Below are 23,457 nucleotides of genomic sequence, written 5' to 3'. Positions count from 1 at the left end.
TAATTGTTTTTTTGTTAATTTTTCCTATTTTTGAGTAAATTCAAAAATGGTATTATGTCAAAAAAAGCAATTTACCTTCTAGGAATAGTTCTCACAATACTTTTGGGAACTTGGTTGTATTTATTGTTTTGTTGTAATTGCTGTTCAAAAGCGAAAGCGAGTGAATCTCTTGAAACAAATACGATAAGTAGTGAACAAAATCAAGACACTTCAAAATCTAATGTAGTCAGAAACGGTTTTGGATTTACATCTCCAGAATTAAATTATACGTGTTCTGATAATTTCCTTTTTAATGTTTCTGAAGCAAAAGTAATTACTCCGGTGTCTGACTCTATTGATTTAGGGATTTCTAAATTGAAATCGGTTTTAGAAAAATCTAATTTGAAATTTGCAATTAAAGGCTATTATGCGTCAAAAGAAATTAATAATTCTATTTTTCCAGATTTAGGATTGGCTAGAGCAAATGCTATTAAAAATTATTTGGTTGAAAAAGGATTACCTGAAAATAAATTGGAATTGTTTAGTCAATTAGATGACCAAAATCTTATTGAAGAAAACAATCTCGTCTATAATGCGGTATCTTTTGATTGGTTATCCTTAGATGTTAATCCTAAAGCAGATAAAGATTGGTCTCAAATTCGAAATGAAATTAGAGCGAATCCATTGACGTTATATTTTCAAACGGGTCAATCTAATATTGCACTTACAGAAGCAGAAAAAGATAAATTAGGAATTATAGTTGATTATTTAAATCATGTTCCAGATTCTAAAATAGACATCGTAGGTCATACTGATAATGTGGTAGGTCCAAGAAACACGAATGAGTATTATTCTAAGAAACGTGCAGAATTTGCTCAGAAATATTTTATTGCAAATGGCATACCTTCTGAAAAAATAGAATCTTTTGGTAAAGGTGCAGCAAGCCCTATAGCAGATAATGAAACGGAAGAGGGCAGAGCAAAAAATCGTAGAGTGGAAGTAACAATCAAATAAGAAATACATTAACTAACAAATACTATACTATGAATTTATTATGTTTTTTAATACCTGCATTGGTGGGTATTATTTGCGGAATATTAGGCTATTTATTAGGAAAGAGGGTTTCAGTGGGGTCAGAGGGAGATTATGATTCTTTGAAAGATGATTTAGATAGTTGTAATAGACGCAACTCGCAATTGAGATTGGATATGGAGAAATTAAGATCTCAAGTAACAGAAGCATCAACTAAACGTTCTTCATTTGCGGAAACTGTTACAGAAAAAAATAATATTATCCCTTTTGATAGTGAAGTTGTTAAAGCAGTTTTTGGTAAGAAAATTAATGAAAATGATTTGAAAATTATTGAAGGAATTGGTCCAAAAATTGAAGAGCTTTTCAAAACATCAGGAATTTTAACTTGGAAGTCTTTGTCGGAAACATCGGTTGATAGATGTAGAGAGATTTTGCTTAAAGCTGGAGAACGTTTTCAAATACACGATCCAGGAACATGGCCAAGGCAAGCCAAATTATGTTATGAAGGGAAATGGCAAGAGTTGAAAGATTGGCAAGACATTCTCGATGGAGGAAGAGAAAAATAAAAGAAATTAAAGAGGCTGTCCTAAAACTAAAAAATCAACATTTGTTTGTTACTCCAACGCTAGGAGGAGTCTTATAATTAGTGTTGTGTTATTGCTCCCTTTGGTCGAAATGACAAGATTACTGACTTTTAGAAAAGCCTCTTTATGTTATAGCATTACTGAGAATGAAACCACTTGTCCAAGCATTCTGAAAATTAAACCCACCAGTAATGGCATCAATGTTTACAATTTCTCCTGCAAAATAGAGATTGGACAACACTTTGCTCTCCATGGTTTTGAAATTAATTTCTTTTAAATCAATGCCACCAGCAGTAACAAATTCTTCTTTGAATGTACTTTTCCCGTTTACTTGAAATTGTCCATTTGTGAGTTGTTCTGCTAAAGCAATCATGTGTTTTTTAGACAAATCAGCCCATTTTAATTCGGTTGTAATCCCAGAAACAAGAGTTAAGCTTTCCCATAACCGTTTAGGGAAATCAAACGGACAAAATTTGGAGATTAATTTTTTGCTATTCAACTCTTTGAGTTCTTTTAATTCTTCTAAGCATTCTTCAAAAGTAGTTTCATTTAACCAATTAACTTGAAGTGTGAAATGATAGTTTTTTTCAAAAAGAATTCTCGCTCCCCAAGCAGAAAGACGGAGTATTCCTGGTCCACTCATTCCCCAATGGGTAATTAATAATGGTCCAGAAGACTTTAAATTGGTTCCTTTAACTTTTATTGAAGCAATTGCAGAAAGACCCATTAAGTCTTTTATTCTGTTGTCTCTAATGTTAAAAGTAAATAAAGAAGGAACTGGAGGAACAATTGTGTGCCCTAACGCATGTAGCATTTCCCAAATTTTTGGGTTACTTCCTGTTGTCATTATCAATTTCTGACAAAGGAATGTTTCTGTATTAGTGTCGATTTTCCAACCTTCGTCTTTTTTAAAAATAGACTGTACACTTTGCAGCGTTAAGATGTCAATTTTGTTTTTTTCAGTAGCCTTTAGAAAGCAATCAATAATGGTTTGGGAAGAATCGGATTCGGGAAACATCCTTCCGTCTTCTTCAATTTTTAAAGTAACACCGTGTTTTTCAAACCATTCAATAGTATCTCCAGAACAAAATTGATGAAATGGACCTTTTAATTCTCGTTCTCCTCTTGGATAGAATTTTGCTAGTTCATTTGGAACGAAACAAGCGTGTGTAACATTGCAGCGTCCACCACCAGAAATGCGCACTTTAGAGAGGACTTCTTTTCCGCGTTCTAAAATTGCAATCTTAAGTTTCGGATTTTTTTCGGCAATGTTTATCGCTGTAAAAAAACCTGCTGCACCACCACCAACAATAATAATATCGTATTTTGAATTCATAGTTTAAAATTGAATTTCTGTCATAATTTTAGGTTTTGACAGAAATATAATAGTAAAGGATTTAGATTCTATCTGGAAAATCAGAGATAATACCATCAATATTGAATTTTTTTACATGTTCAATATCTAATACTTCATTAACTGTCCAAGTATTAATTTTTAAACCTCTTTGTTTTGCAAAATTACAATTATCTGTGGTTAATAACGAAAAATGAGGATGAATATAATTTGCATTAAATTTGATTGCCCATTCGATGGCTTGTGCTACACTTGCTTGGGTTAATATCGCAAGCGAAATTTTTGGATTAAATTGACTGAAATTAGATAGCTCTTCTTGTTGGAAACTGGAAATAATAAAGTTAGAATAGTTCCAGTTTTTCTGGTTTACATAATATTGGATTAAATCAAAAACAGGTTTAGCAGTATTGTGTCCTTTTAATTCAATATTTATATTGCATTTTTTATCAATTAAGTTGAGAACTTCTTCTAATGTTGGAATTTTATGTTTTTCTCTTATTTTTAATTGATTGAGTTCTTCAAGTGTCATTTTTGAAATTTCACCAAAGCCATTAGTTAATCTTTCTAAGGTGAAGTCATGAAAAACAATGATTTCACCAGATTTACAGATGTGAACGTCTAATTCTATTGCGTCAACGTTCAACTCTATTGCTTTTTGAAAGGATTCTAATGTGTTTTCTATGGCATATCCTTTTGCTCCTCTATGTCCAATTTTTTGCATAATTCAAATGTATAAAAAAAGCACGAATCAAGTTAATCGATTCGTGCTATATAAAAAATAAACGAATTATTCTAGGATTACAAACTCCCAAGGTTTCATTATGAGTTTCTGATCTTTTTCAATGTTGAAACTTGAGTTAGCATAAATGTTTTTAAAATTACCAATAGTTTCAATTGTGAATTCTTGATGTTCTTTAGACATGTTGCCAATAAAAATAATTTTTTTTCCGTTTTTCTCTCTTTCGAAAGCGAGAATTTTATCTTTAGAGGTTGTGTTTATTTTCTTGTATGACGCTTTTTCTTTTCCGCCATTTAATGCAATTTTTTCGGTTTTAATTTTACCTAATTTCTTAAAAATTGTCCAGTTTTTACCTTTGTTTTTTGGAATAGTGTCTTTTTCGAAGAATTTTAAGCGGTGATCTAATCCATATTCGTCACCACTATAAATTAGAGGCATTCCTGGGGTTAAAAAGGACAAAGCCATCATGATTTCTGAAGCCTCCTGCATTCTTTCAGAAATAGTTCCATTCCAAGAATTTTCATCGTGATTATCTACAAAATTCATTAAGATGTCGTTTGCTTCATACTCTTTCATTCTCTTTTCCATATAGTTATCCCATGCCAATACGGTTTCTTTTCCTTGAGCTATTTTGTTCATTGCATGATGACCATCCCAAGCATAACCCATATCAAACAATCCATCTTTGAATAATTCTGGTTCCCAAGCTTCTGCTAACATGACTATGTTTTTTTCTTTACGCAATTGCGGGATTGCTTCTTGCCAAAATTCGGTAGGGACAGAACCAGCTACATCGCAACGAAATCCATCAATACCTTCATTGTTTAACCAGTGTTTCATATCGTTCACCATAGCTTTTCGTAAACCTTTATTTGAATAATCCAAGTCGGCTACATCTGTCCAATCGGTGTCTTTGGGATGTGTAATTGCTCCTTTATCGTTTTTGGTATAAAATTCTGGATGTTCTTTTAGCCATACATGATCCCAACCAGTATGATTAGGAACCCAGTCTAATATCACATAGATGCCATTGTCGTGAGCGGTTTTTACTAGTTTTCTAAAATCTTCGATTGTTCCGAATTCTGGATTTATGGCTTTAAAATCGGAAACCGCATAATAACTTCCTAAATATTTAGATTGTTCTGATTTTGGCATTTCTGAAGCAAATTTGCTGTCTTTTCCTCCTGTCGCTTTTCTTTTTGTTTCCGAAATGGGAAAGATGGGCATTAGCCAAATGATTTTAATTCCTAATTCTTTTAGTTGTGGAATGTCTTTGGTAAACTCGTTAAATGTTCCTTCTGGTGAGTACTGACGAATGTTGGCTTCATAAATAACTGCATTTTCCGCTATTTCTGGAGAAAATTGAGCTATCTCTTTGGTTTCTTCAACAACAGGTTGTGCTATTATTTCCTTTTTTTCTTCTTTACAACTCAATAAAGCTGTAAGGAAAGTTAAGGTAAAGATTGTTTTTTTCATTTGTTAGTTATGGTTTTTCAATTAATAGAATGGTAAAAGGCGTGTTGAAAGTGGCTTTTCCGTTTTGGACGGTTGCTTTAGTATTCGAATAGGTATCGATAACAATGTCTTCATCTTTGAAGATACTTCCAACGGTTATTTCTTTCTCTCCTTTAGGGATATTTAGCGCAATGATTACTTTGTCTTCATAGTTAAATGTCTTATATGTTCTACTAAATGTATAGGGCAAAGAAGTAATTAATGTGTGTTTTCCGGCTCCAACAGCAGGATGTTTTTTTCGAAACTGTCCTAGTTTTTGAAAATGATTTAATACTTCTTTTGTTTTTGGATTCGTTTTGATGTCTTCCCAGTTCATAAAAGAACGTAAAGTAGCATCTCCTTCAGTTCCTTCAATTTCTAAGGAACGAGCTGTCTCATCTCCATAATAGATTTGCGAAATACCAGGTGCTAATAATAATTTTGTGCCTGCTTCTATTGCTTTTTCTCGTTTTTTGTCGAAAGGGGAACCGTCATCATGAGAACTTATATAGTTCATGACACTATATCCTTTTAGGTTATTTTGTAACGTATTTGAATATGGAGCAAATAGTTCTTCATAAGATTTATTAGCATCGCTTTTAAAATCAAAATTGATTAAACTATTAAAACCATGAGCAAAATAATCAACTTTTTTATCTCCAAAATCATAAAGTCTTTTCCCAGAAATGCCATAACCATATACTTCACCCACTAAAAAGAAATTGTTGTTGTCTAAAACTTTTGTTGGATTGTTCTTTTTGAAAGCATCAAATTTTGTTTGACAAATTTTTGCAAATGCACTCCAAACATCTTCATTGGTGTGTTTAACGGTGTCAACACGATAACCGTCTATTCCAAAATCTACAATATAATCCGAAAGCCATTTCATGATGTAATATTTAGGTGCTCTTGGATAGCCTGTTTCTTTGAAGAAAGTATTTAATTCTGCTATTTCTTCTTCATAACGTCCTTCTTTTTTCCATTTTTCAATAAGCATTGGAGGTAATTCTACCGTATTATTATTTTCCGTTTTTATATCTGGAAGGTTCTCCACTAAAGTACAATTGATGTTATTTCCATAACTATCATAGGTGCATTTAGGAGTTGTGCGTACCCAATCATTTGGGAAAACCTCATCTTTTTCAGTTACGGGACCAGTATGGTTAATTACTGCGTCTAAAACAATTCTGATTCCATTTGCATGTGCTTTTTCAACTAATTCTGCTAAATCTTTTCGGGTTCCAAAATTTGGATCTAAGTTTGTCCAATCTTTTGTCCAGTAACCATGAAACCCATACGAATTTCCTGTCCCTTCATCTACTGAACCATGAATTTGTTCCACAATTGGAGTCATCCAAATGGCATTTATTCCTAAATTGCTAAAATAGCCTTCCTCTATTTTTTGAATAATTCCACGAATGTCTCCACCTTCAAAACCACGTAATTTAGCAGCTGATTTGTTTCGCTCTAATAGATTATCATTTAAAGTATCACCATTGTTGAAACGATCCGTTAATAGAAAATAGACATTGGCTGCTTCCCAAACAAAAGGTGTTGTTGTTTCTATGTTGTTGTCAATTGCTTCTTTTTTTTGATTGCAACTAATTAAAAGTATTGATGTAAGGAAGAATAGAATAGTGTTTTTCATTTTAAAATTGTATTTCTATTTGAGCTTTTTTATCGTTTTCTAAAACAATTTTTAGATCTAAAATGTTTGTGGAAGTGTCTAATTTATATTTTGTTTTTTTAGAATTAACTATTACTTTTTTTGGTTTTTTAGAAATATTATGAATTTTTAAAGTAACTTCTTTGACTATTTTTGATATGAATTCATGATCAGATGCTAGTCTAATGGCTAGTTTGTTGTCTTTATATTTGCTTCTGAATGATATTTTTTCAAATTTATTATCTTTGAAAGTGTTTGTAGAATAGCCATCATCATTAAATAATTGTCCTGAAGTAATTGTTAGAGAATCATCGAAATAGAAATGCAAATCAAATTGGTCTAAATTATAATTGTCGGTAGTTTGAACCAATTTTGCCATTGGAATGAAACTACCACCACGAACAAATGTTGGAATAGTATTTTCGTTTAGTTCAACGGTTTGCGTTGTGCCTCCTTGGTATTTTTTTTCTGTATAGAAATCATACCAATTGGCTGTGTTTGGGAAATAAACCTCTTTAGTTTTCTGATTAGTCTCAGTAACAGGATAAACAAGAAAATCGTTGCCCCATAAATAACCATCTGCTTTTGTAAGTAGCGCTTTGTTATTTTCTTCTTCGAAGAACAAGGGACGCATTAAAGGTTTTCCAGTTTGGGAATTTTCAAAAGCAAGGTTATAATTGTACGGTAATAATTGATAACGCAATTCTATTGCTTGCTTAGCGAGTGCTTTTGCTTTGTTACTTCTAAAAACAGGTTCGGAAGGAACGTCTTCTTGTGCGTGTGGACGGAAAATTGGATTGAAAACGCCATATTGTAGCCAACGAATGTATAATTCATCGTCTAAATTATCTCCTGCAAAGCCTCCTAAGTCCGAATGCATATAACCCAAACCCTGCATTCCCATTTGTAATGCAATTTCTGTTTGTCCTGAAAGTCCTCCCCAAGTTCGGTTTACGTCACCGCTCCAAGGAATCATTCCGTAGCGTTGTGAACCTGCTGCTCCAGCACGCATTAAAATGAAAGGTCTTTCTGTTGGGAAATCTTTTTGATAACCTTCATAAATAAGTTTAGCCCATTCATGGCCATAAATATTGTGAACTTCATCTGCTTTTCCTGTAAAAGTGTTAGCAGATGATGGGAAAACTTCTGGCTCACCCAAATCGCCCCAAATTCCTGAGACACCTTTGTTGTGTAGATCTTTATAAATTGTCCAAAACCATTGCTTTCCTTCGGGTTTAAAAACATCAATTAAACCTGTGTTTCCGAAATAAAAATCCCAAGTTGCTGGTGAATTATCGTTGTTCGTAGCTAAGATTTTTTTTGCTTCTGCTTCTTCCCATTTTTTAGAATTTGTTAGAATGAAAGGTTCTGTTATGGTAATTGTTTTCACACCGTGTTCTTTGAAATCGGCTATCATTTTTTCGAAATTAGGAAAGCTATCTCTAAAGACTTCCAAATTTCCCATTGTCCCTTTTATCTCTTTTCCAAACCAATATAGATCTAGAATAATTGCATCTACAGGGATTTTTTCATCTTTGAATTTCTGAATGGTTTTTCTAGCTTCTGCTTCTGAATGATAACCAAAACGAGAGGAAAAATTCCCTAGAGCCCACCTTGGAGGTAAGGGTTGTCTTCCTGTGAGTAGGGTGTAGTTTGCTATTAGATCTCCCCAAGTGTCACCAACGATAACTTGATAGGTTTTTCTTCCTGAAAGGGTTTCATAGGTTAAAGTGTTATTTTTTTTGCTATCCAAATCTAAATAACCAATTGGAGCATTGTCAAAATGAAGCATATACTTTTTTGAAGAAATGACTATTGGTAAAGTATAGTTCATTAACTCCGATTTGTTTTCATAGCCGTAATGTGCTTTGTTATATAGTTGTAGTCTATTTCCTCTTCGGTTCATACCTAAAACGCGTGCACCACCACCATATAATACTTCATCAGGAGTTAGATTGAAATCGAGTGTTTCTGTACTGTCTTTTTTAATGTAACCGTTTTTTTCGGAAAGAATGAGCTTATTTTCGTTGTTGAGGTAGGAAATCTGAAATGGTTTTTTAGTAATTACTATTTTGATATTATCAGTCGCTATTTTAATTTCATTTTCGTTTTCTAAAATGTCATTTTTAAAGAATCCATTTTCCATTATTTTAAAATGTGAAATGGAATTGAATTTTTCATTTCTTGGAACGAAGGATGTTTCTATTATTTTATTGTTTAAATAATTGAATAAATACTCCCCGTCATTTGTTTGAACTGAAATTGTTTTGCCTTTAATCTCAACTTTAGAAAATTGTCTGTTTGCATTTTGAGAAAATGATAGCGTTGTAATAAGAAATAGTAGTACTAGTTTTTTCATTTTATTTTTTTAGCATAAAGAGTAATGGAATATCAAGACGTTTTTGCCATGACAACGCGGTGTGATTTTCTCCTTCAAAGCGTAGGTTTTTGAAATTCTGAATAGAGTAACCTTTGTCATAGAACAATTGATTTACGGTGTCTTCATATTGTGGGTAAAATTGGTCTAGTGTTTCTGTTCCAAAATCAAAATAGAATTTATGGTTCTCTGGAGAAGGAATTTTGTCTTTTAAATATGCAAAAAAGGAAGCAGGAACAGGGTTGTTGTTTTGTGGCATCATTCCTGGCCAATGAGTAGAAATACAAATAGCTCCGCTAAAAACATTTGGATATTCACAAATCGCATACATAGACATTAATCCTCCCATACTTGAGCCTCCAATGAATGTGTTGTTTGTGTCTTTTAGAGTTGAAAAATGGCTATCAACATAGGGTTTTAGCTCTTCAACAATGAATTTTAAATAGCCGTCACCATTGAAATCTTTTTCTGTAATATTCATCCCTTGTTTTTTTGCTTGTGTAAAAACGGAATCTTTTGTTTGTTTTGGAATATATTGTAATGACTTTTCAGGATATAAATCGAGAAATCGAATGTTTGGGATGTTATGAATACCAACAATAATGAAGTCTTTAACTTTTTGTTCGTTCATTAATTTACTTGCTGTTTCATCTGTTAACCACTCTTGCTTGTTCCATGTTGCGTTTGCATCAAATAAGTTTTGACCATCATGCATATAGAGCACACAGTATTTCTTTGTTTCTGAGTAATTTTTTGGAAGCCAAATATCTACATTCCTAGGAGTGATGTTTTTAGTTGGAAAATCTTCAATTCTAATAATTTTACCTTCAACTTTGTCGGACTCTGGTAAAATTGTAGTTTTTTCTTGTGCAAATATTGCTGTACCAATAAGAAATAATAAAAATACTTTTTTCATATATGTAAAATTTAATTTGTTAGCGGTCATATATGGTGTCGCTTTTAATCATTGGTGTTTGTTTATAACAAACATGTTGCTAATGGCGATTTCATAGATTAAATATGTTAATTGCTTATTTTCCGTAAAAAATATTGTTGTTTTACGGTTTATTCCCAAAGTTATCTATTTGTCTTTTTTATTCATAATTTCTTTCTTTTTTATTTCTAATGGGAGAATATGTTTTCTAAAAAAATATGAGGTGTCCTAAAAGTCAGTAGTCTTGTCATTTCGACCAAAGGAAGAAATTGCATAACATTGATTACGAGACTCTTCCTTATGTTGGAGTGACAAATAGGTGTCGATTCTTTGCTTTTAGGACATCCTGATATGAAAAATTATACGGTTACTTGATAGTTTGGTTCTACTAAAATTTCTTTTCCAAATACAAAAACTTTAATGGAAGTAGTACCTTCTAAAGAAAATTTAGTTTCATTTTGGGTTACTTCTACTTTTAGAATTTGATTTCTGAAATTAATTTTAAAAGAATAGCCCTTCCATTGATTAGGAATTCTTGGCTCAAAATGTAATACATTATTTTTAATTCTCATTCCTCCAAAGCCTTCCACAATACTCATCCATGTACCAGCCATTGATGTAATATGCAAACCTTCATGTACTTCTTTATTGTAATCATCTAAATCTAAACGAGAAGTTCTTAGGTAAAAAGTATAGGCTTGTTCCATTCTTCCTAGAGTTGCTGCTTGAATAGAATGTACACATGGAGAAAGGGAACTTTCATGAACGGTGAAAGGTTCATAAAAATCAAAATGTCTTTCTAGTTGTTCTTTAGTAAAATGATCTTCAAAGAAGTAGAAACCTTGTAAAGTATCTGCTTGTTTTATATAGGGAGAACGTAGAATTCTGTCCCAAGACCATTTTTGATTAATAGGTCGTTGCGATTTGTCTAAATCTGAGACTTTAACTAATTCTTTGTCTAAGAAATTATCTTGTTGAAGAAATACATTGTGTTTTTCAGAATAAGGAAAATACATGTTGTCTGCTACTTTTTTCCATTCATTTAATTCAGGTTCATCAAGGTTCACTTTATTCATAATACGTGAATAGTCATCAGTAAATTCAGATTTTACTTTTGCAATCTGTTCGCAGGTATAATCAATACACCATTTTGCGATGTAATTGGTGTACCAATTATTATTCACATTGTTTTCATATTCATTTGGACCAGTAACACCAAGAATTACATATTGATTTTTATCTGATGAAAAAGTAGCTCTTTGATGCCAAAAACGAGCAATTCCAATTAGAACTTCCAAGCCTTTTTCTGGAATGTATGAATAATCACCCGTGTAGCGATAATAGTTGAAAATAGCAAAAGCAATAGCCCCATTTCTATGAATTTCTTCGAAAGTTATTTCCCATTCATTATGACATTCTTCACCATTCATGGTAACCATAGGATATAAGGCTGCTCCGTTTTTAAAACCTAGATTTTTTTCAGCATTTTCAATAGCTTTATCTAATTGATTATAGCGATATTCTAAAAGGCTTCTTGCTACATTTTGGTCTTTTGTTGCCATGTAGAAAGGAATGCAGTATGCTTCTGTATCCCAATAGGTAGAACCACCATATTTTTCGCCAGTAAAGCCTTTAGGTCCAATATTCAAGCGAGAATCTTTACCAAGATAGGTTTGGTTTAGCTGGAATATATTGAAACGAATACCTTGTTGTGCTTTAACATCGCCTTCAATAGTAATATCGCTCATTTCCCATATTTTAGCCCAAGCTTCTTTTTGAAGGTTTAAGAGTTCGTTGAACCCCAATTCGTTTCCTTTTTTTAAGATTTTTTTTGCTGCAGGGATTAAGTTTTCTTCTATATGATTGGTCGAAACGGTATAACCGCCAAGTTTTTCGATAGCTACTGTCTGACCTTTTGTGGCAGCAATTTCATAAGTAAACGATATTGAAGTAGGTTTTTTTTCTACTTCAACAGGTTTGACATTTGCAGAGATAGTATTCACCAATATACTATTTTGCATATAAGTAGCAACAGAAAATTTAGTTTTTAAAGTGCGAGCTACTATGTAGGCGTTGTTTTCGTCATGTTTTATTTCTAATGTTTCCCAGAACTTCTCTTCCCAATTGGTGTCTTCGTTTTCAATCCCAGCATCTAAGTAAGGTTTGAAAGCTACTTTAGCATCATTGTTTATTGGTGTTACTTCATATTTTATAGCACCTAATTCATCGATCTCTAATGAGAGAAAGCGAGTGGTGTTCACTTCTACTTCAATTCCATTTTTAAGAACTGCATTAAAAGTACGATTATACCAACCTTCTTGCATGTTTAATTCGCGTCGAAAGTTTTTAATTTCACAAGTAGCTAGGTCAAGATTTTCTCCGTTGATTTCTACATTAATACCTATCCAATTTGGGGCATTTAAGACTTTTGCAAAATATTGAGGATAACCGTTTTTCCACCAACCTACTTTTGTTTTGTCAGGATAATAAACTCCGGCAATATAGCTTCCTTGGAAAGTGTCTCCAGAATATTTTTCTTCAAAATTAGCACGTTGTCCCATAGCACCATTTCCAATGCTAAATAAACTTTCAGAAGATTTTACTCTATCAGCTTCAAATCCTTCTTCAATAATCGACCAGTTGTTTGGTACAATATAATCTTGATTCATTTTTTATCTATTCACTAAGTTATCAATAAAATTTATGTCGATATGCGTAAAATCAGGAAACACAAAATCGGCTTCCTGTAATACTTCTTTGTCTCCAATTCCTATGCTTATCATGTTTGCAATATTTGCAGCTTGAATTCCAGCAAGAGAATCTTCAAATACAATACAGTTCTTTGGATTGTCATTCGTTTTTTTTGCTCCTTGAAGGAAAACTTCAGGATCTGGTTTTGCATTGGTCACATCATTACCATCAACAATTGCATTGAAATAGTGTAGGATGTTTGTTTTTTCAAGAATAGGACGGGCATTTTTACTGGCACTACCTAACACGATATTGTGTTTGTTTTTTTTAAGATAATCTAAAACAAAGAGTACTCCAGGTAAAATTTCAGTTTGATCTATATCGTCTATATAGGATAAATATTCTGTATTTTTTTGTTGTAGCCATTTGTTTTTGTCTTCTTGCGATGCTTCAAGATTTCCAATAGCGAGAATTAAGTCTAATGATTTTACACGACTAACTCCTTTTAGTTCTTCGTTGTGTTCGGGTGTAAAGTTGATTCCTAATTTAGAGGCTAATCTTTGCCAAGCTAAAAAATGATATTTTGCAGTATCAACGATAACTCCATCGAGGTCGAATATGAATGTTTTGGTCTTCATGGTTAGTCGATTTGAAAGCTAATTGCTTTTTTTTCGGTTATTAAAAAATTACACAGTCCAGCAATTATTAGAGAAACTCCGGCTAATGTCATTGGAGCAATTGCAGTGTCTCCAAATAATTTAGAGATATAATTAATCCCACCTAATGCTGCAATGATTTGTGGTAATACAATGAACATATTGAAAAGCCCCATCATCATTCCCATTTTTTTCTCATTTACAGAACTAGACAGCATGGCATAGGGCATAGAAAGGATACTTCCCCATGAAATACCGATTAGAATAAATGAAATATTGAGATAGAAAGAATTCTCTATATATTTCATCATCATAAATCCAATTCCTCCAAGAATTAAAGAGAACATATGGATGTATTTTCTGTTTATTCTAAATTTAGAAGTATAAAATGTTAAAAGAAGAGCAAATCCCATAGAAGAAAGTCCATAAATTCCCATAGCTGAGCCAACAGCATCTGCGGCAGTTTGGTATTTAGCTCCTGCTTCATTAAATTGAGCTAGTTGAACTTCATCTTCTAAATTGTAATTTTTTTCAATGGGTGCGGGTGCTTTAAAGACATGTTCTGTTAAAGAAGGAGTAGCGAGACTCCACATAGTAAAGAAGGCAAACCAACTAAAGAATTGAATGATGCCTAATTTTTTCATTGTTGAAGGCATGTCTTGTAGAGAGTTAAAAAGATCGTTGAAAAATCGAGACTCTTTTTTTTCTTTCTGAAATTCTTCTAAATTTTCAGGAGGATATTCTTTGGTTGTGAAAATGGTATATAGAATGCTGATTAGAAATACCAATCCACCAATAGCAAATGCAATTTTTACAGACATAGGTATAATTCCTGGTGCAGCCTCATTACTAACGCCAAGTTTTGTAATTAACCAAGGTAAATTACTAGCTACCCATGTTCCAATCCCTATGATTAATGTTTGCATAACAAAGCCATAGGATCTTTGTGAATCCGGAAGTTTGTCTGCAACTAAAGCTCTAAAAGGTTCCATACTAATGTTTATTGAAGCGTCGAGAATCCATAGGAAACCTGCTGCTATCCAAAGTGCTGGAGAATAGGGTACAAAAAATAGGGTAATAGAAGATAATAGGGCTCCTAGTAAAAAATAGGGCTTTCTTCTTCCTAATCTAGAATGCCAAGTATTGTCACTTAAGTAACCAATAATGGGTTGAATTATTAAACCAGTCAATGGGGCAGCAATCCATAAAAGAGGTATTGCGTCTTTGTCGGCACCAAGAGTTTGAAAAATTCGAGACATAAACCCTCCCTGAAGGGCGAAACCAAACTGTATTCCTAAGAAACCGAAACTCATGTTCCAGATTTCCCAAAAACCTAACTTACGCTTTTCCATGTATCGTAATGTATTAATTATTTACGATAAGCGTTATTGCTTATCAAAACTTTTATTTTTTAGAAGTGAAATACAAGCTTTGATAGAGTGCAAATATATGTTTTATTTTAACCTGACAATTTTTTTTTAGTACTTTTTTTAATTGATTGGTTTGTTTTTTTTAGTTGTATGTTGTTGTTTTTTAGTATTTTAAATGTAACTATTACGATTTCGTAGATTCTCTTAAAATGAGGTTTGTTTCTATAACTTCTGTCTTGTATCTCTCATTTTCTTCATCTTCGTCTTCAAGTCTTTCAATTAATATTTCTGCTGCTTTTCTTCCCATTTTAACCCCATTCTGGCTCACAGTAGTTATGGTTGGTGAAGAAAATTTTGAAATAATACCATCTGTAAATGCAATTACTGACATTTCTTCGGGTATTTTAATTTCTTGTTTAGATGCCGCTTTTATTGCAACAACTGCAAAAAGTTCATTAACTGCAAAAACAGCATCTATATCTTGATTTGCTATTAGGTGGTTAATTGCTTCGGAACAATTCTCAATGTTTTCTATTTTAATGATTAAATCATTGTTTATAGCAATAGAATGATCTGAGAGCGCTTTTAAATAACCATCCGTTCTTAGTTTGCCGACACTCACATAGTCCACAGTTGTGATTAAGGCTATTTTTTTTCGTCCCTCTTCTATTAAGTGGCTCACTGCTTGATAGGCTGAAAGTTGATCATCTATAATGACTTTGTCTGATAATATTTCGTTTGTAATTCTATCAAACATTACGATAGGCATGCCTTGGTTAATGACTTCTTGTAAATGATGAAAATCTTTTTTTTGTTGTGTTTCTTTAGATAAAGACATAATAAAGCCATCGGTGCTGCCATTGGCTAGCATTTCTAGGTTAATTACTTCTTTATCAAAGGATTCGTTAGACAGGCAAACAATTACATTGTATCCGGTTTCATTAGCAACTTGTTCAATTCCGCTAATTACTGTCGCGAAAAAATGATGTACAATTTCTGGAATAATTATTCCGATAGTTTTGGTTTTTTTATTCTTTAAACTTAATGCAATATTATTGGGTTTGTAATTGTATAGTTTGGCAAAAGCTTGAACTTTTAGTCGTGTATCTTCACTTATTTCTGGACTATTTTTTAAAGATTTGGACACTGTTGAAATAGAAACATCTAATTCTTTAGCGATTTGTTTGAGTGTTACTTTACGTTTCATGAAGTTGTTGACTAAATATTCAATATTTTTAATAAAAGTACTTTTATTTTTTTAGTATCACAATTTTTACTATAAAATCTGTCGGTTTTAATAAAGTTTTCAACACGCAAACGTTTTCGGTAAGCCCTAAATAAATGTTAGTTTTTTTTTCTCACATTTTTACATAAATTTAACATTAGAAGTGATTTATAAGCATAATTATTAAAGCGTTTAACCAAAATAAAATGTATGAAAACATTACAAAAAAAACTTTTACTTTTCATGCTCATATTACCTTTAGGGATGTTTGCTCAAAACATTTTAAAGGGAACTGTGCTAGAAAGTACTACACAGCAACCTTTGCCTAGTGTGAATGTTACAGTAGAGGGGAGTAGCACTGGAGCAGCTACCGACTTCGACGGTAATTTTACGCTGTCAAACTTAAAAAAAGGAGATAAAATTGTTTTTACATATCTTGGTTTTGTAAAACAGATAGTACTATATAATGGACAAAAAGAAATTACAGTATTATTGGTAGAAGATACTAATCAATTAGAAGGAGTTGTAGTAATTGGATATGGTACAGTAAAGAAGAAAGATGCAACAGGAGCGGTAACGACTATTTCTTCTAAAGAGTTTAATAAAGGTGCGGTAGTAACAGCCGAAAATTTATTGAATGGTAGAGTTGCAGGTTTAACCATCAATACTAGTGGAGCTCCTGGTTCTGGATCTGAAATAAGAATTAGAGGAGGTGCTTCTTTAACAGCTTCAAATGATCCTTTAATTGTTATTGATGGTCTTCCAATAGAAAACTCTTCCAATACGGGTTCAACGTCAATCTTAGCAGCTTTAAATCCAAGTGATATTGATTCTTTTACTGTTTTAAAGGATGCTTCAGCAACTGCTATTTATGGTTCTAGAGCTTCAAATGGTGTTATCATTATAACAACAAAGAAAGGTGGGAAAGAACTAAATGTTGATTATAATTTTCAATATGCAGCTGGGAAATTAGTAAAAAAAGTAGCTGTTTTTTCTGCGGATGAATTTAGAGATGTTGTTGCAACACATTATCCAGCAGGTGTTGGACTTTTAGGAAATGCAAATACAGATTGGCAAGAGGCCATCTACAGAAAGACAGACTTGGTTGATAATAATCTTTCAATTAGGGGTAGTTTGTTTAAAAAAATACCAACAAGACTGTCTTTAGGGAATACTTATCAAGAAGGATTAAGGTTAACCAACAAGCTAAACAGAAATACTATTGGATTGGCTTTAAATCCAGCATTTTTTGATGATCATTTAAAAATAAATATAGCCGCAAATTATGCAAATGAAAAAAATAGATTTGCAGAAAACGTTGAAGGTTCAGCTATACGATTTGATCCAACACAACCGATTTATGATGTGGATTCGTATTATGGTGGTTATTTCGAATATTGGAATCAAGCAACAGACCCAGCATATGCAGAATTGACGCCAAGTGTGGTTAGAAATCCTGTTTCACAATTAATTCAAACAAATGATAGAGGAATTAATAACAGATTATTTGGGAATTTTTCAGTAGATTATAAATTGCATTTTTTACCAGAACTGAGAGCTGTAGTGAATTTAGGTTTTGATCAATCTAAAGGAGAAAGGAAAAAATCGGTTTCTCCATTCACAGGAGCCTCACCCAATAATAATAACAGAACATATGGAGCAGATGAGTTTACAGATGAGATTAAAATAAACAGATCCTTGGATACTTATTTTAATTATAAAAAAACATTCAACACCTTAGAAGTAGATGCAACGTTGGGCTATTCCTATCAAAAATTTGAAGGACGTAAGTTCTCTACAGGAAATATACTTCAGCCTAATTACACTAGTAATATAGCAGATGTGGATAGTTATCCAGATTTAGTTTTGATAGGCTTCTTTGGAAGAACAAATTTTACTTATAATGATAAATATGTTTTAACATTGTCCTATAGAAGAGATGGTTCTTCTCGTTTTTCTGAAGAGAATAGATGGGGGAATTTTCCAGCGGCAGCTTTCGCATGGAAATTGAAAGAAGAGTTTTTGCAAGAGTCTAAATTAGTTTCTGATTTGAAGCTAAGAATTGGTTATGGAGTTACTGGTCAACAAGATATTAATGATCGTTTGTCATATTTGCAACAATATGTAACAGGAGGAAATTCATCGCAATATGTTTTCGGAACGTTAGCTACTCCAATAGCTGTTTCTACTGCTTTTAATTCTAAATTAAAATGGGAAGAAACAACAACCTATAATGTTGGTTTTGATTATGGATTGTTTGGTAATAAAATTAAAGGAACGCTTGATGTTTTTTATAAAAAATCAGAAGATTTATTGGTTAGAACAGCTTTGCCAGATGGTGGGAATTTTTCAAATAGAGGTGTTCAAAATATAGGAGACATGACTATTAAAGGAATTGAGCTTTCTGTAGACGCAACCATTGTGGAAAACGATAAGTTTAAATGGAGTGTGAATTTTAATGCTACAAAATTTGAAAGAAGAATTGATAAATTGGCATTAGATTCTGATATACTATTAGGAGGAATTGGTGCAGGTACAGGAGGAACAGCTCAAATTCATAGAGAAGGTTTTACTCCTTATTCATTCTATGTTTATAAACAACTATATGATGCAAATGGAAGTCCTATAGAAGGTGCTTATGCTGATTTGAATGGTGATGGAATTGTTAATGGTGATGATAGATATGTTTATAAGAATGCTGATCCAGATGCTACTTTCGGATTTGCTAATTATATGAATTATAAAAATATAGATTTTTCTTTCAATATGAGAGCGAGCATAGGAAATAGAATTTATAATGGAGTAAATGCTAGTAATGCGCAATATAATTTATTAAATCAACAATCCTCGGCTTTAGGAAATATCCCAACTTCTGTTGCAGAAACTGGTTTTACGACTACTTCAGACGTTATTCTGTCCGATTTGTATGTAGAAAACGCTTCTTTTTTAAGACTAGACAATGTTACTTTAGGATATACTTTTCCTAAATGGATTGAAGGAAAAGCGTCTTTAAGGCTTTATACTGGTGTTCAAAATGCTTTTGTTATTACTAAATATTCTGGCTTGGACCCAGAAATAACAAATAACGGAATTGATAATACAATTTATCCAAGACAAAGAGCTGTATTGTTTGGAGCAAATATTAAATTTTAAAAAATATAACTATGAAAAATTTTAAGTTTAATTTATTAGCATTTGTAGGGGTTCTATTTCTGTTTTCTTCTTGTACAGACGATTTGAATGTTACTCCAGATGATGACGATGTGTTAACAGCGGATGAGTTTTATGCGCAACCTGGGGCTTATAAGCAAGCACTTGCTGGGGTTTATGGTAATTTATCTTTAACAGGAACTGGCGATGCAGGTTCTTCTTTTTTAGAAGGTGTAGATGCAGGAACAAGTCAATATGGTAGATGTTTGTGGTATATGCAAGATTTAACTGCAGATCAAATAATATGGAGTTACGAAAACGATCCAGGGACGAGAGAGTTGCAACGAAATATTTGGACTGCCGATAATCCTATTATTTTAGGAATGTTTAGTAGAACAATGGTTGAAGTGGCTATTGCCAATGAGTTTTTAAGACAATCAACTTCTGAGAAATTAAGTGCAAGAGGGATAACTAGTGCAAGTGAAATTGCAAATATAAATCTTTATAGAAGTGAAGCTAGAGTTTTAAGGGCTTTAGCATATTATAATTTGATGGATTTGTTTGGGAAAGCTCCTTTTATCACTGAAGATAATCCAATTAATTATCAAGGTCCAGAATACAATAGGCAACAACTTTTTACTTTCATTGAATCTGAAATAAATAGTGTATTGCCAAGTTTAAAAGCTCCTAGATCTAATGAGTATGGTAGATTAGATCAAGCAGTTGCAAATATGATTTTAGCTAAAATGTATTTGAATGCTGAGGTTTTTATTGGGGTAAATAAATATGCAGAGTGTGTAACAAAGTGTAATGAAATCATTGCAGGAGGTTATGTTTTGAATCCAACTTATTTAAATAATTTTAAAAAAGACAATCATCTCTCGTCAGAATTAATTTTTACACTTCAATCAGATGCTGTTGTAACTCAAAATTATGGACCAACAACTGTTTTATGTAATGGACAAGTTGGTTCAATAGAAGCAAACGGAAGTGATTTTGGTGTTGGAGGCTGGGGAGGTGCTATTCGTTTGAGAAAGCAATTTTCTCAGGTTTTTAGTGATCCAATTTATTCAAACGATACTAGAAATACAATTATTAGTGCAGGACGAAATATTGAAATTACGTCTATAGCAGATAAAGATCAAGGGTATGTTTTTGGAAAATATTTTAATATATCTTCAACAGGTATAGTAGGTTCAAATTCTACGTTTGTGGATACTGATTTTCCTTTGTTTAGATTGGCAGATGTGTATTTAATGTATGCTGAATGTGCTGCAAGAGGAGCTTCAAATGCAACAATGGCAGATGCCGTTTCATATGTGAATATGTTGAGAGAAAGAGCAAATAATGGTAGTTCAATTGCTAACATAACTGCTTCAGATTTAACACTTGATTTTATAATCAATGAAAGATCTAGAGAGCTATATATGGAAGCACATAGAAGGCAAGATTTAATCCGATTTGGGAAATATACAGGAGGAAGCTACAATTGGGTTTGGAAAGGAAACGGATCAAATGGAATTGCAATATCGAGTAATTTAAAAGTGTTTCCAATTCCTAGTGCAGCTTTGGCATCAAACCCTAATTTATCTCAAAACACTGGGTATTAATCAAAAGTAAAAGAAGATGAAAAAAATAGTAATTTTTATACAAACAGCATGTGCTATCTTGTTTTTAAGTTCATGCGAAGATACTGTAGATGATCTAAAAGTTTCTAAAACTAATCCAGTAGTTCTGTCAGAATTAGCGATTAATAGTATTGAGTTAGACCCTGTTAATAATAATAACCCTGCCGTTACTTTTAATTGGACATTGGCTAATTATGGTCAGCAAACAGCAGTTAATTATAGTTTAGAGCTATCAGAAGATGCTACTTTCACAAACCCTATAGTAACGGGTACAGTAAACGGAAATAATGCAATAACGCTTTCAGTTGCAGAATTAAATGCTGCAGTGGGCAATGTTGGTTTGCCTCCATTTGCATGGAATACTGTCTATGCACGAATTGTGTCTTCAGTAGGGACACAATCTAGTTTGCCTGTAGCTTCAAATAGTATTTCATTTAATGTATATCCTTATTTTAATTATCCGTTTATGGATTATTATTTGGTGGGTAATGCAACAGCTTCAAATTGGAATAATAATAATAATAACTATCCTTTGTTTAGAGAGGCTTCAAATTCAAAAATCTATCATTATACAGGTTTTTTTGGAGCTGGGGAATTTAAAATATTAGAAACCAAAGGGCTTTGGCAACCACAATGGGGAACGAATGATGGTGCAACTATAGATGTTAACCCTGGGACGGGCTCTGATCCTGGAACTTTTCCAAATAATAATGCAGCAATTGCAACTCCAGGCTATTATACATTTACAATAAATTATGCTACCAATACTTTTTCGTTTGTAGCTTTTGATGTCTCTACTTTACCGAATTATTCAACTATGACAGTGCAAGGATCTGCTGGTGCAACTACTGCAATGAATCAATCAAGTTTTGATAGTCATATTTGGTATGTAAATAACTTACATTTAACACCAGGAGGTTTACAATTTTTAAACAATGCTGGTGTAGTTTGGGGTGGTTCAACGTCTTTCTCTGGAACTGCTATTGCAAATGGGGAGAATATCCCTGTAGTTGTTGAGGATGATTATGATGTTTGGTATAATGATTTAACAGGGGAGTATATTCTTATTCCGTTGAATTTATAATCTTAAAAAAATATTGAGATGAATTTATATATAAAAAAAATAACCTGTCTTTTAGTCTTGTCATTGGCTCTTATTTTTACAGCTTGTGATGATGAAGAAAGTTTAGAAATTAAATCTCCAGATGCTGCATTTGTTTTACAGCAACCAGGAATTAATAATGTGTTTTTAAATTTTGGTCTTCCGCAAAATTCAGCTTTGACTATTACTTGGAATGATAATTTAACTGGTGCCACTAGTTATGGTATTGAAATGGCTTTAGATGCTGAGTTTACAAGCATTTTTAATTTAGGAAATTCAACTTCAAACACATTTTCTATTTCTGTAGAAGATTTGAATGCTGCAATTCATGATGCAGGAGCAACTACTTTTAGGGATATTGCGGTCTATTTGCGAGTTAATTCTGGTAGTGCTTTGAGTAATGCTGTACTTTTTTTAGTGACTACATATCCTACAGATCCTGCGGTGTTCACAAGTCCTGCTGCAAATGATAGTTTTGTTCTGTCCATCGCGTCTTCGTCTAGCGTTGCAATTACAACAACTTGGACAGATGCAGTTTTAAATTCTAATTTAGGTATAGATGTAGATTACACTATAGAAGCTGATTTATCAGGATCTGGTTTTACTTCACCAGTTTCAGTTGGGGCTGTTCAAAATGCAACAACATTATCTTCTACTCATGCAGATTTTAATGCTGTGGCATTAGGAATAGGTTTGGTTGCTGGTGTAGCTGGAAACATGGATTTAAGAATTGTTGCAAGAACAACAAACGAAAACGGAAGTGTTTTGGAAAGAATTTCTAATCCTCTTACGATTTCTGTAACGCCTTATAATGTTGTTTTTCCAAATTTATACTTTGTAGGTAATGCAACTTCGGCAGATTGGAATAATAACAATAATAATACGCCAGTTTTTAGAAACCAAGATGTGCCTAATAATTATGTTTATACTGGTTATTTTGGAGCAGGAGCATTTAAAATGTTAGAAATAAAAGGGCAGTGGCAACCACAATGGGGAACAAATGATGGTAGTACACTAGCAGCGAATCCTGGTGGAGGTTCAGATCCCGGAACTTTTAATGTTGCTACGGCTGGATATTATACTTATAGTTTTACAACAGTTGGGCAATCTGGAACTTTTACAGTTACTCCATATAATGTTTCTGCAGCACCTGTGTATACTAGTATGGGTATTATTGGTGCTGCCATTGGAGGTTGGGGAGATACTGATGAGGTTAATTTTGTTCAAGATGCTAATAATCCGCATTTATGGTATGCTCTTGGTGTAGCTTTTACAACAGGAAATGAGTTTTTGATTAGAGCAAATGATACTTGGTCAAATGTCTGGAGATATACTGGTTCGCAACATCAATATGGAACATCTTTATTAGCGGGAAGTGGAAATAATTTTCCATTTAATGAAGCTTCTGGTAATTATGATGTTTGGTTTAATGACTTAGATGGAAGGTACATAATTATTCCTCAATAATAAAAGAAA

16 protein-coding genes are annotated in these 23,457 nt (G+C 32.7%); 6 read left to right on the top strand and 10 right to left on the bottom strand.

What is annotated here, in order from left to right; translation table 11 throughout:
- Nucleotides 1-54: 54 nt before the first annotated feature.
- Together ACZ49Z_RS03630 and ACZ49Z_RS03625 are read left to right on the top strand one after the other, a co-directional pair.
- Nucleotides 55-993, top strand: a complete 939-nt coding sequence (locus ACZ49Z_RS03630; RefSeq protein WP_464306836.1) for an OmpA family protein — start codon at nucleotides 55-57, stop codon at nucleotides 991-993.
- Nucleotides 994-1,022: 29 nt separating this feature from the next.
- On the top strand, nucleotides 1,023-1,577 hold the full coding sequence (locus ACZ49Z_RS03625) for a hypothetical protein (protein ID WP_464306835.1): 555 nt from the start codon (nucleotides 1,023-1,025) through the stop codon (nucleotides 1,575-1,577).
- A 142-nt stretch (nucleotides 1,578-1,719) separates the two neighbouring features.
- Here ACZ49Z_RS03625 and ACZ49Z_RS03620 read toward each other — a convergent pair whose 3' ends face one another.
- From ACZ49Z_RS03620 to ACZ49Z_RS03575, 10 genes are all read right to left on the bottom strand, one after another.
- A complete protein-coding gene (locus ACZ49Z_RS03620) occupies nucleotides 1,720-2,931 on the bottom strand; it encodes a BaiN/RdsA family NAD(P)/FAD-dependent oxidoreductase (RefSeq protein WP_464306834.1) in 1,212 nt (403 codons plus the stop codon).
- A 61-nt stretch (nucleotides 2,932-2,992) separates the two neighbouring features.
- Nucleotides 2,993-3,670, bottom strand: a complete 678-nt coding sequence (locus ACZ49Z_RS03615; protein WP_464306833.1) for a glycerophosphodiester phosphodiesterase — start codon at nucleotides 3,668-3,670, stop codon at nucleotides 2,993-2,995.
- A gap of 66 nt (nucleotides 3,671-3,736) precedes the next feature.
- A complete protein-coding gene (locus ACZ49Z_RS03610; RefSeq protein WP_464306832.1) occupies nucleotides 3,737-5,164 on the bottom strand; it encodes an alpha-amylase family glycosyl hydrolase in 1,428 nt (475 codons plus the stop codon).
- A 7-nt stretch (nucleotides 5,165-5,171) separates the two neighbouring features.
- Complete coding sequence (locus ACZ49Z_RS03605) at nucleotides 5,172-6,830, bottom strand: alpha-amylase family glycosyl hydrolase (RefSeq protein WP_464306831.1); 1,659 nt, start codon at nucleotides 6,828-6,830, stop codon at nucleotides 5,172-5,174.
- Between the two features lies 1 nt (nucleotide 6,831).
- Nucleotides 6,832-9,207, bottom strand: a complete 2,376-nt coding sequence (locus ACZ49Z_RS03600; RefSeq protein WP_464306830.1) for a glycoside hydrolase family 31 protein — start codon at nucleotides 9,205-9,207, stop codon at nucleotides 6,832-6,834.
- Between the two features lies 1 nt (nucleotide 9,208).
- The gene (locus ACZ49Z_RS03595) at nucleotides 9,209-10,141 is read right to left on the bottom strand and encodes an alpha/beta hydrolase (protein ID WP_464306829.1); all 933 of its coding nucleotides are present in this window, start codon (nucleotides 10,139-10,141) and stop codon (nucleotides 9,209-9,211) included.
- 377 nt (nucleotides 10,142-10,518) lie between these two features.
- Nucleotides 10,519-12,828, bottom strand: coding sequence for a glycoside hydrolase family 65 protein (locus ACZ49Z_RS03590; RefSeq protein ID WP_464306828.1), 2,310 nt, complete (start codon nucleotides 12,826-12,828; stop codon nucleotides 10,519-10,521).
- Between the two features lie 3 nt (nucleotides 12,829-12,831).
- Entirely contained in the window at nucleotides 12,832-13,488 is a 657-nt protein-coding gene (pgmB, locus tag ACZ49Z_RS03585; RefSeq protein ID WP_464306827.1) for a beta-phosphoglucomutase, read from the bottom strand.
- 2 nt (nucleotides 13,489-13,490) lie between these two features.
- Nucleotides 13,491-14,858 (bottom strand): MFS transporter, encoded by a 1,368-nt coding sequence (locus tag ACZ49Z_RS03580; protein ID WP_464306826.1) that lies wholly within the window; start codon nucleotides 14,856-14,858, stop codon nucleotides 13,491-13,493.
- A 202-nt stretch (nucleotides 14,859-15,060) separates the two neighbouring features.
- The gene (locus ACZ49Z_RS03575) at nucleotides 15,061-16,083 is read right to left on the bottom strand and encodes a LacI family DNA-binding transcriptional regulator (RefSeq protein WP_464306825.1); all 1,023 of its coding nucleotides are present in this window, start codon (nucleotides 16,081-16,083) and stop codon (nucleotides 15,061-15,063) included.
- 228 nt (nucleotides 16,084-16,311) lie between these two features.
- On the opposite strand from ACZ49Z_RS03575, the gene ACZ49Z_RS03570 reads away from it, so the two are divergent.
- From ACZ49Z_RS03570 to ACZ49Z_RS03555, 4 genes are read left to right on the top strand one after another with little or no spacing between them, the layout of a single operon-like run.
- A complete protein-coding gene (locus ACZ49Z_RS03570) occupies nucleotides 16,312-19,254 on the top strand; it encodes a SusC/RagA family TonB-linked outer membrane protein (protein WP_464306824.1) in 2,943 nt (980 codons plus the stop codon).
- A gap of 11 nt (nucleotides 19,255-19,265) precedes the next feature.
- Nucleotides 19,266-20,861, top strand: a complete 1,596-nt coding sequence (locus ACZ49Z_RS03565; RefSeq protein WP_464306823.1) for a RagB/SusD family nutrient uptake outer membrane protein — start codon at nucleotides 19,266-19,268, stop codon at nucleotides 20,859-20,861.
- Between the two features lie 16 nt (nucleotides 20,862-20,877).
- Nucleotides 20,878-21,963, top strand: coding sequence for a SusE domain-containing protein (locus tag ACZ49Z_RS03560; protein ID WP_464306822.1), 1,086 nt, complete (start codon nucleotides 20,878-20,880; stop codon nucleotides 21,961-21,963).
- An 18-nt stretch (nucleotides 21,964-21,981) separates the two neighbouring features.
- On the top strand, nucleotides 21,982-23,448 hold the full coding sequence (locus tag ACZ49Z_RS03555; protein ID WP_464306821.1) for a SusE domain-containing protein: 1,467 nt from the start codon (nucleotides 21,982-21,984) through the stop codon (nucleotides 23,446-23,448).
- Nucleotides 23,449-23,457 lie beyond the last annotated feature (9 nt).

It is taken from the genome of Flavobacterium sp. KY-23415, assembly GCF_055384985.1.
The sequence above is the reverse complement of the archived record's forward strand: the minus strand, read 5'-3'. Positions and strand labels throughout refer to the sequence as shown.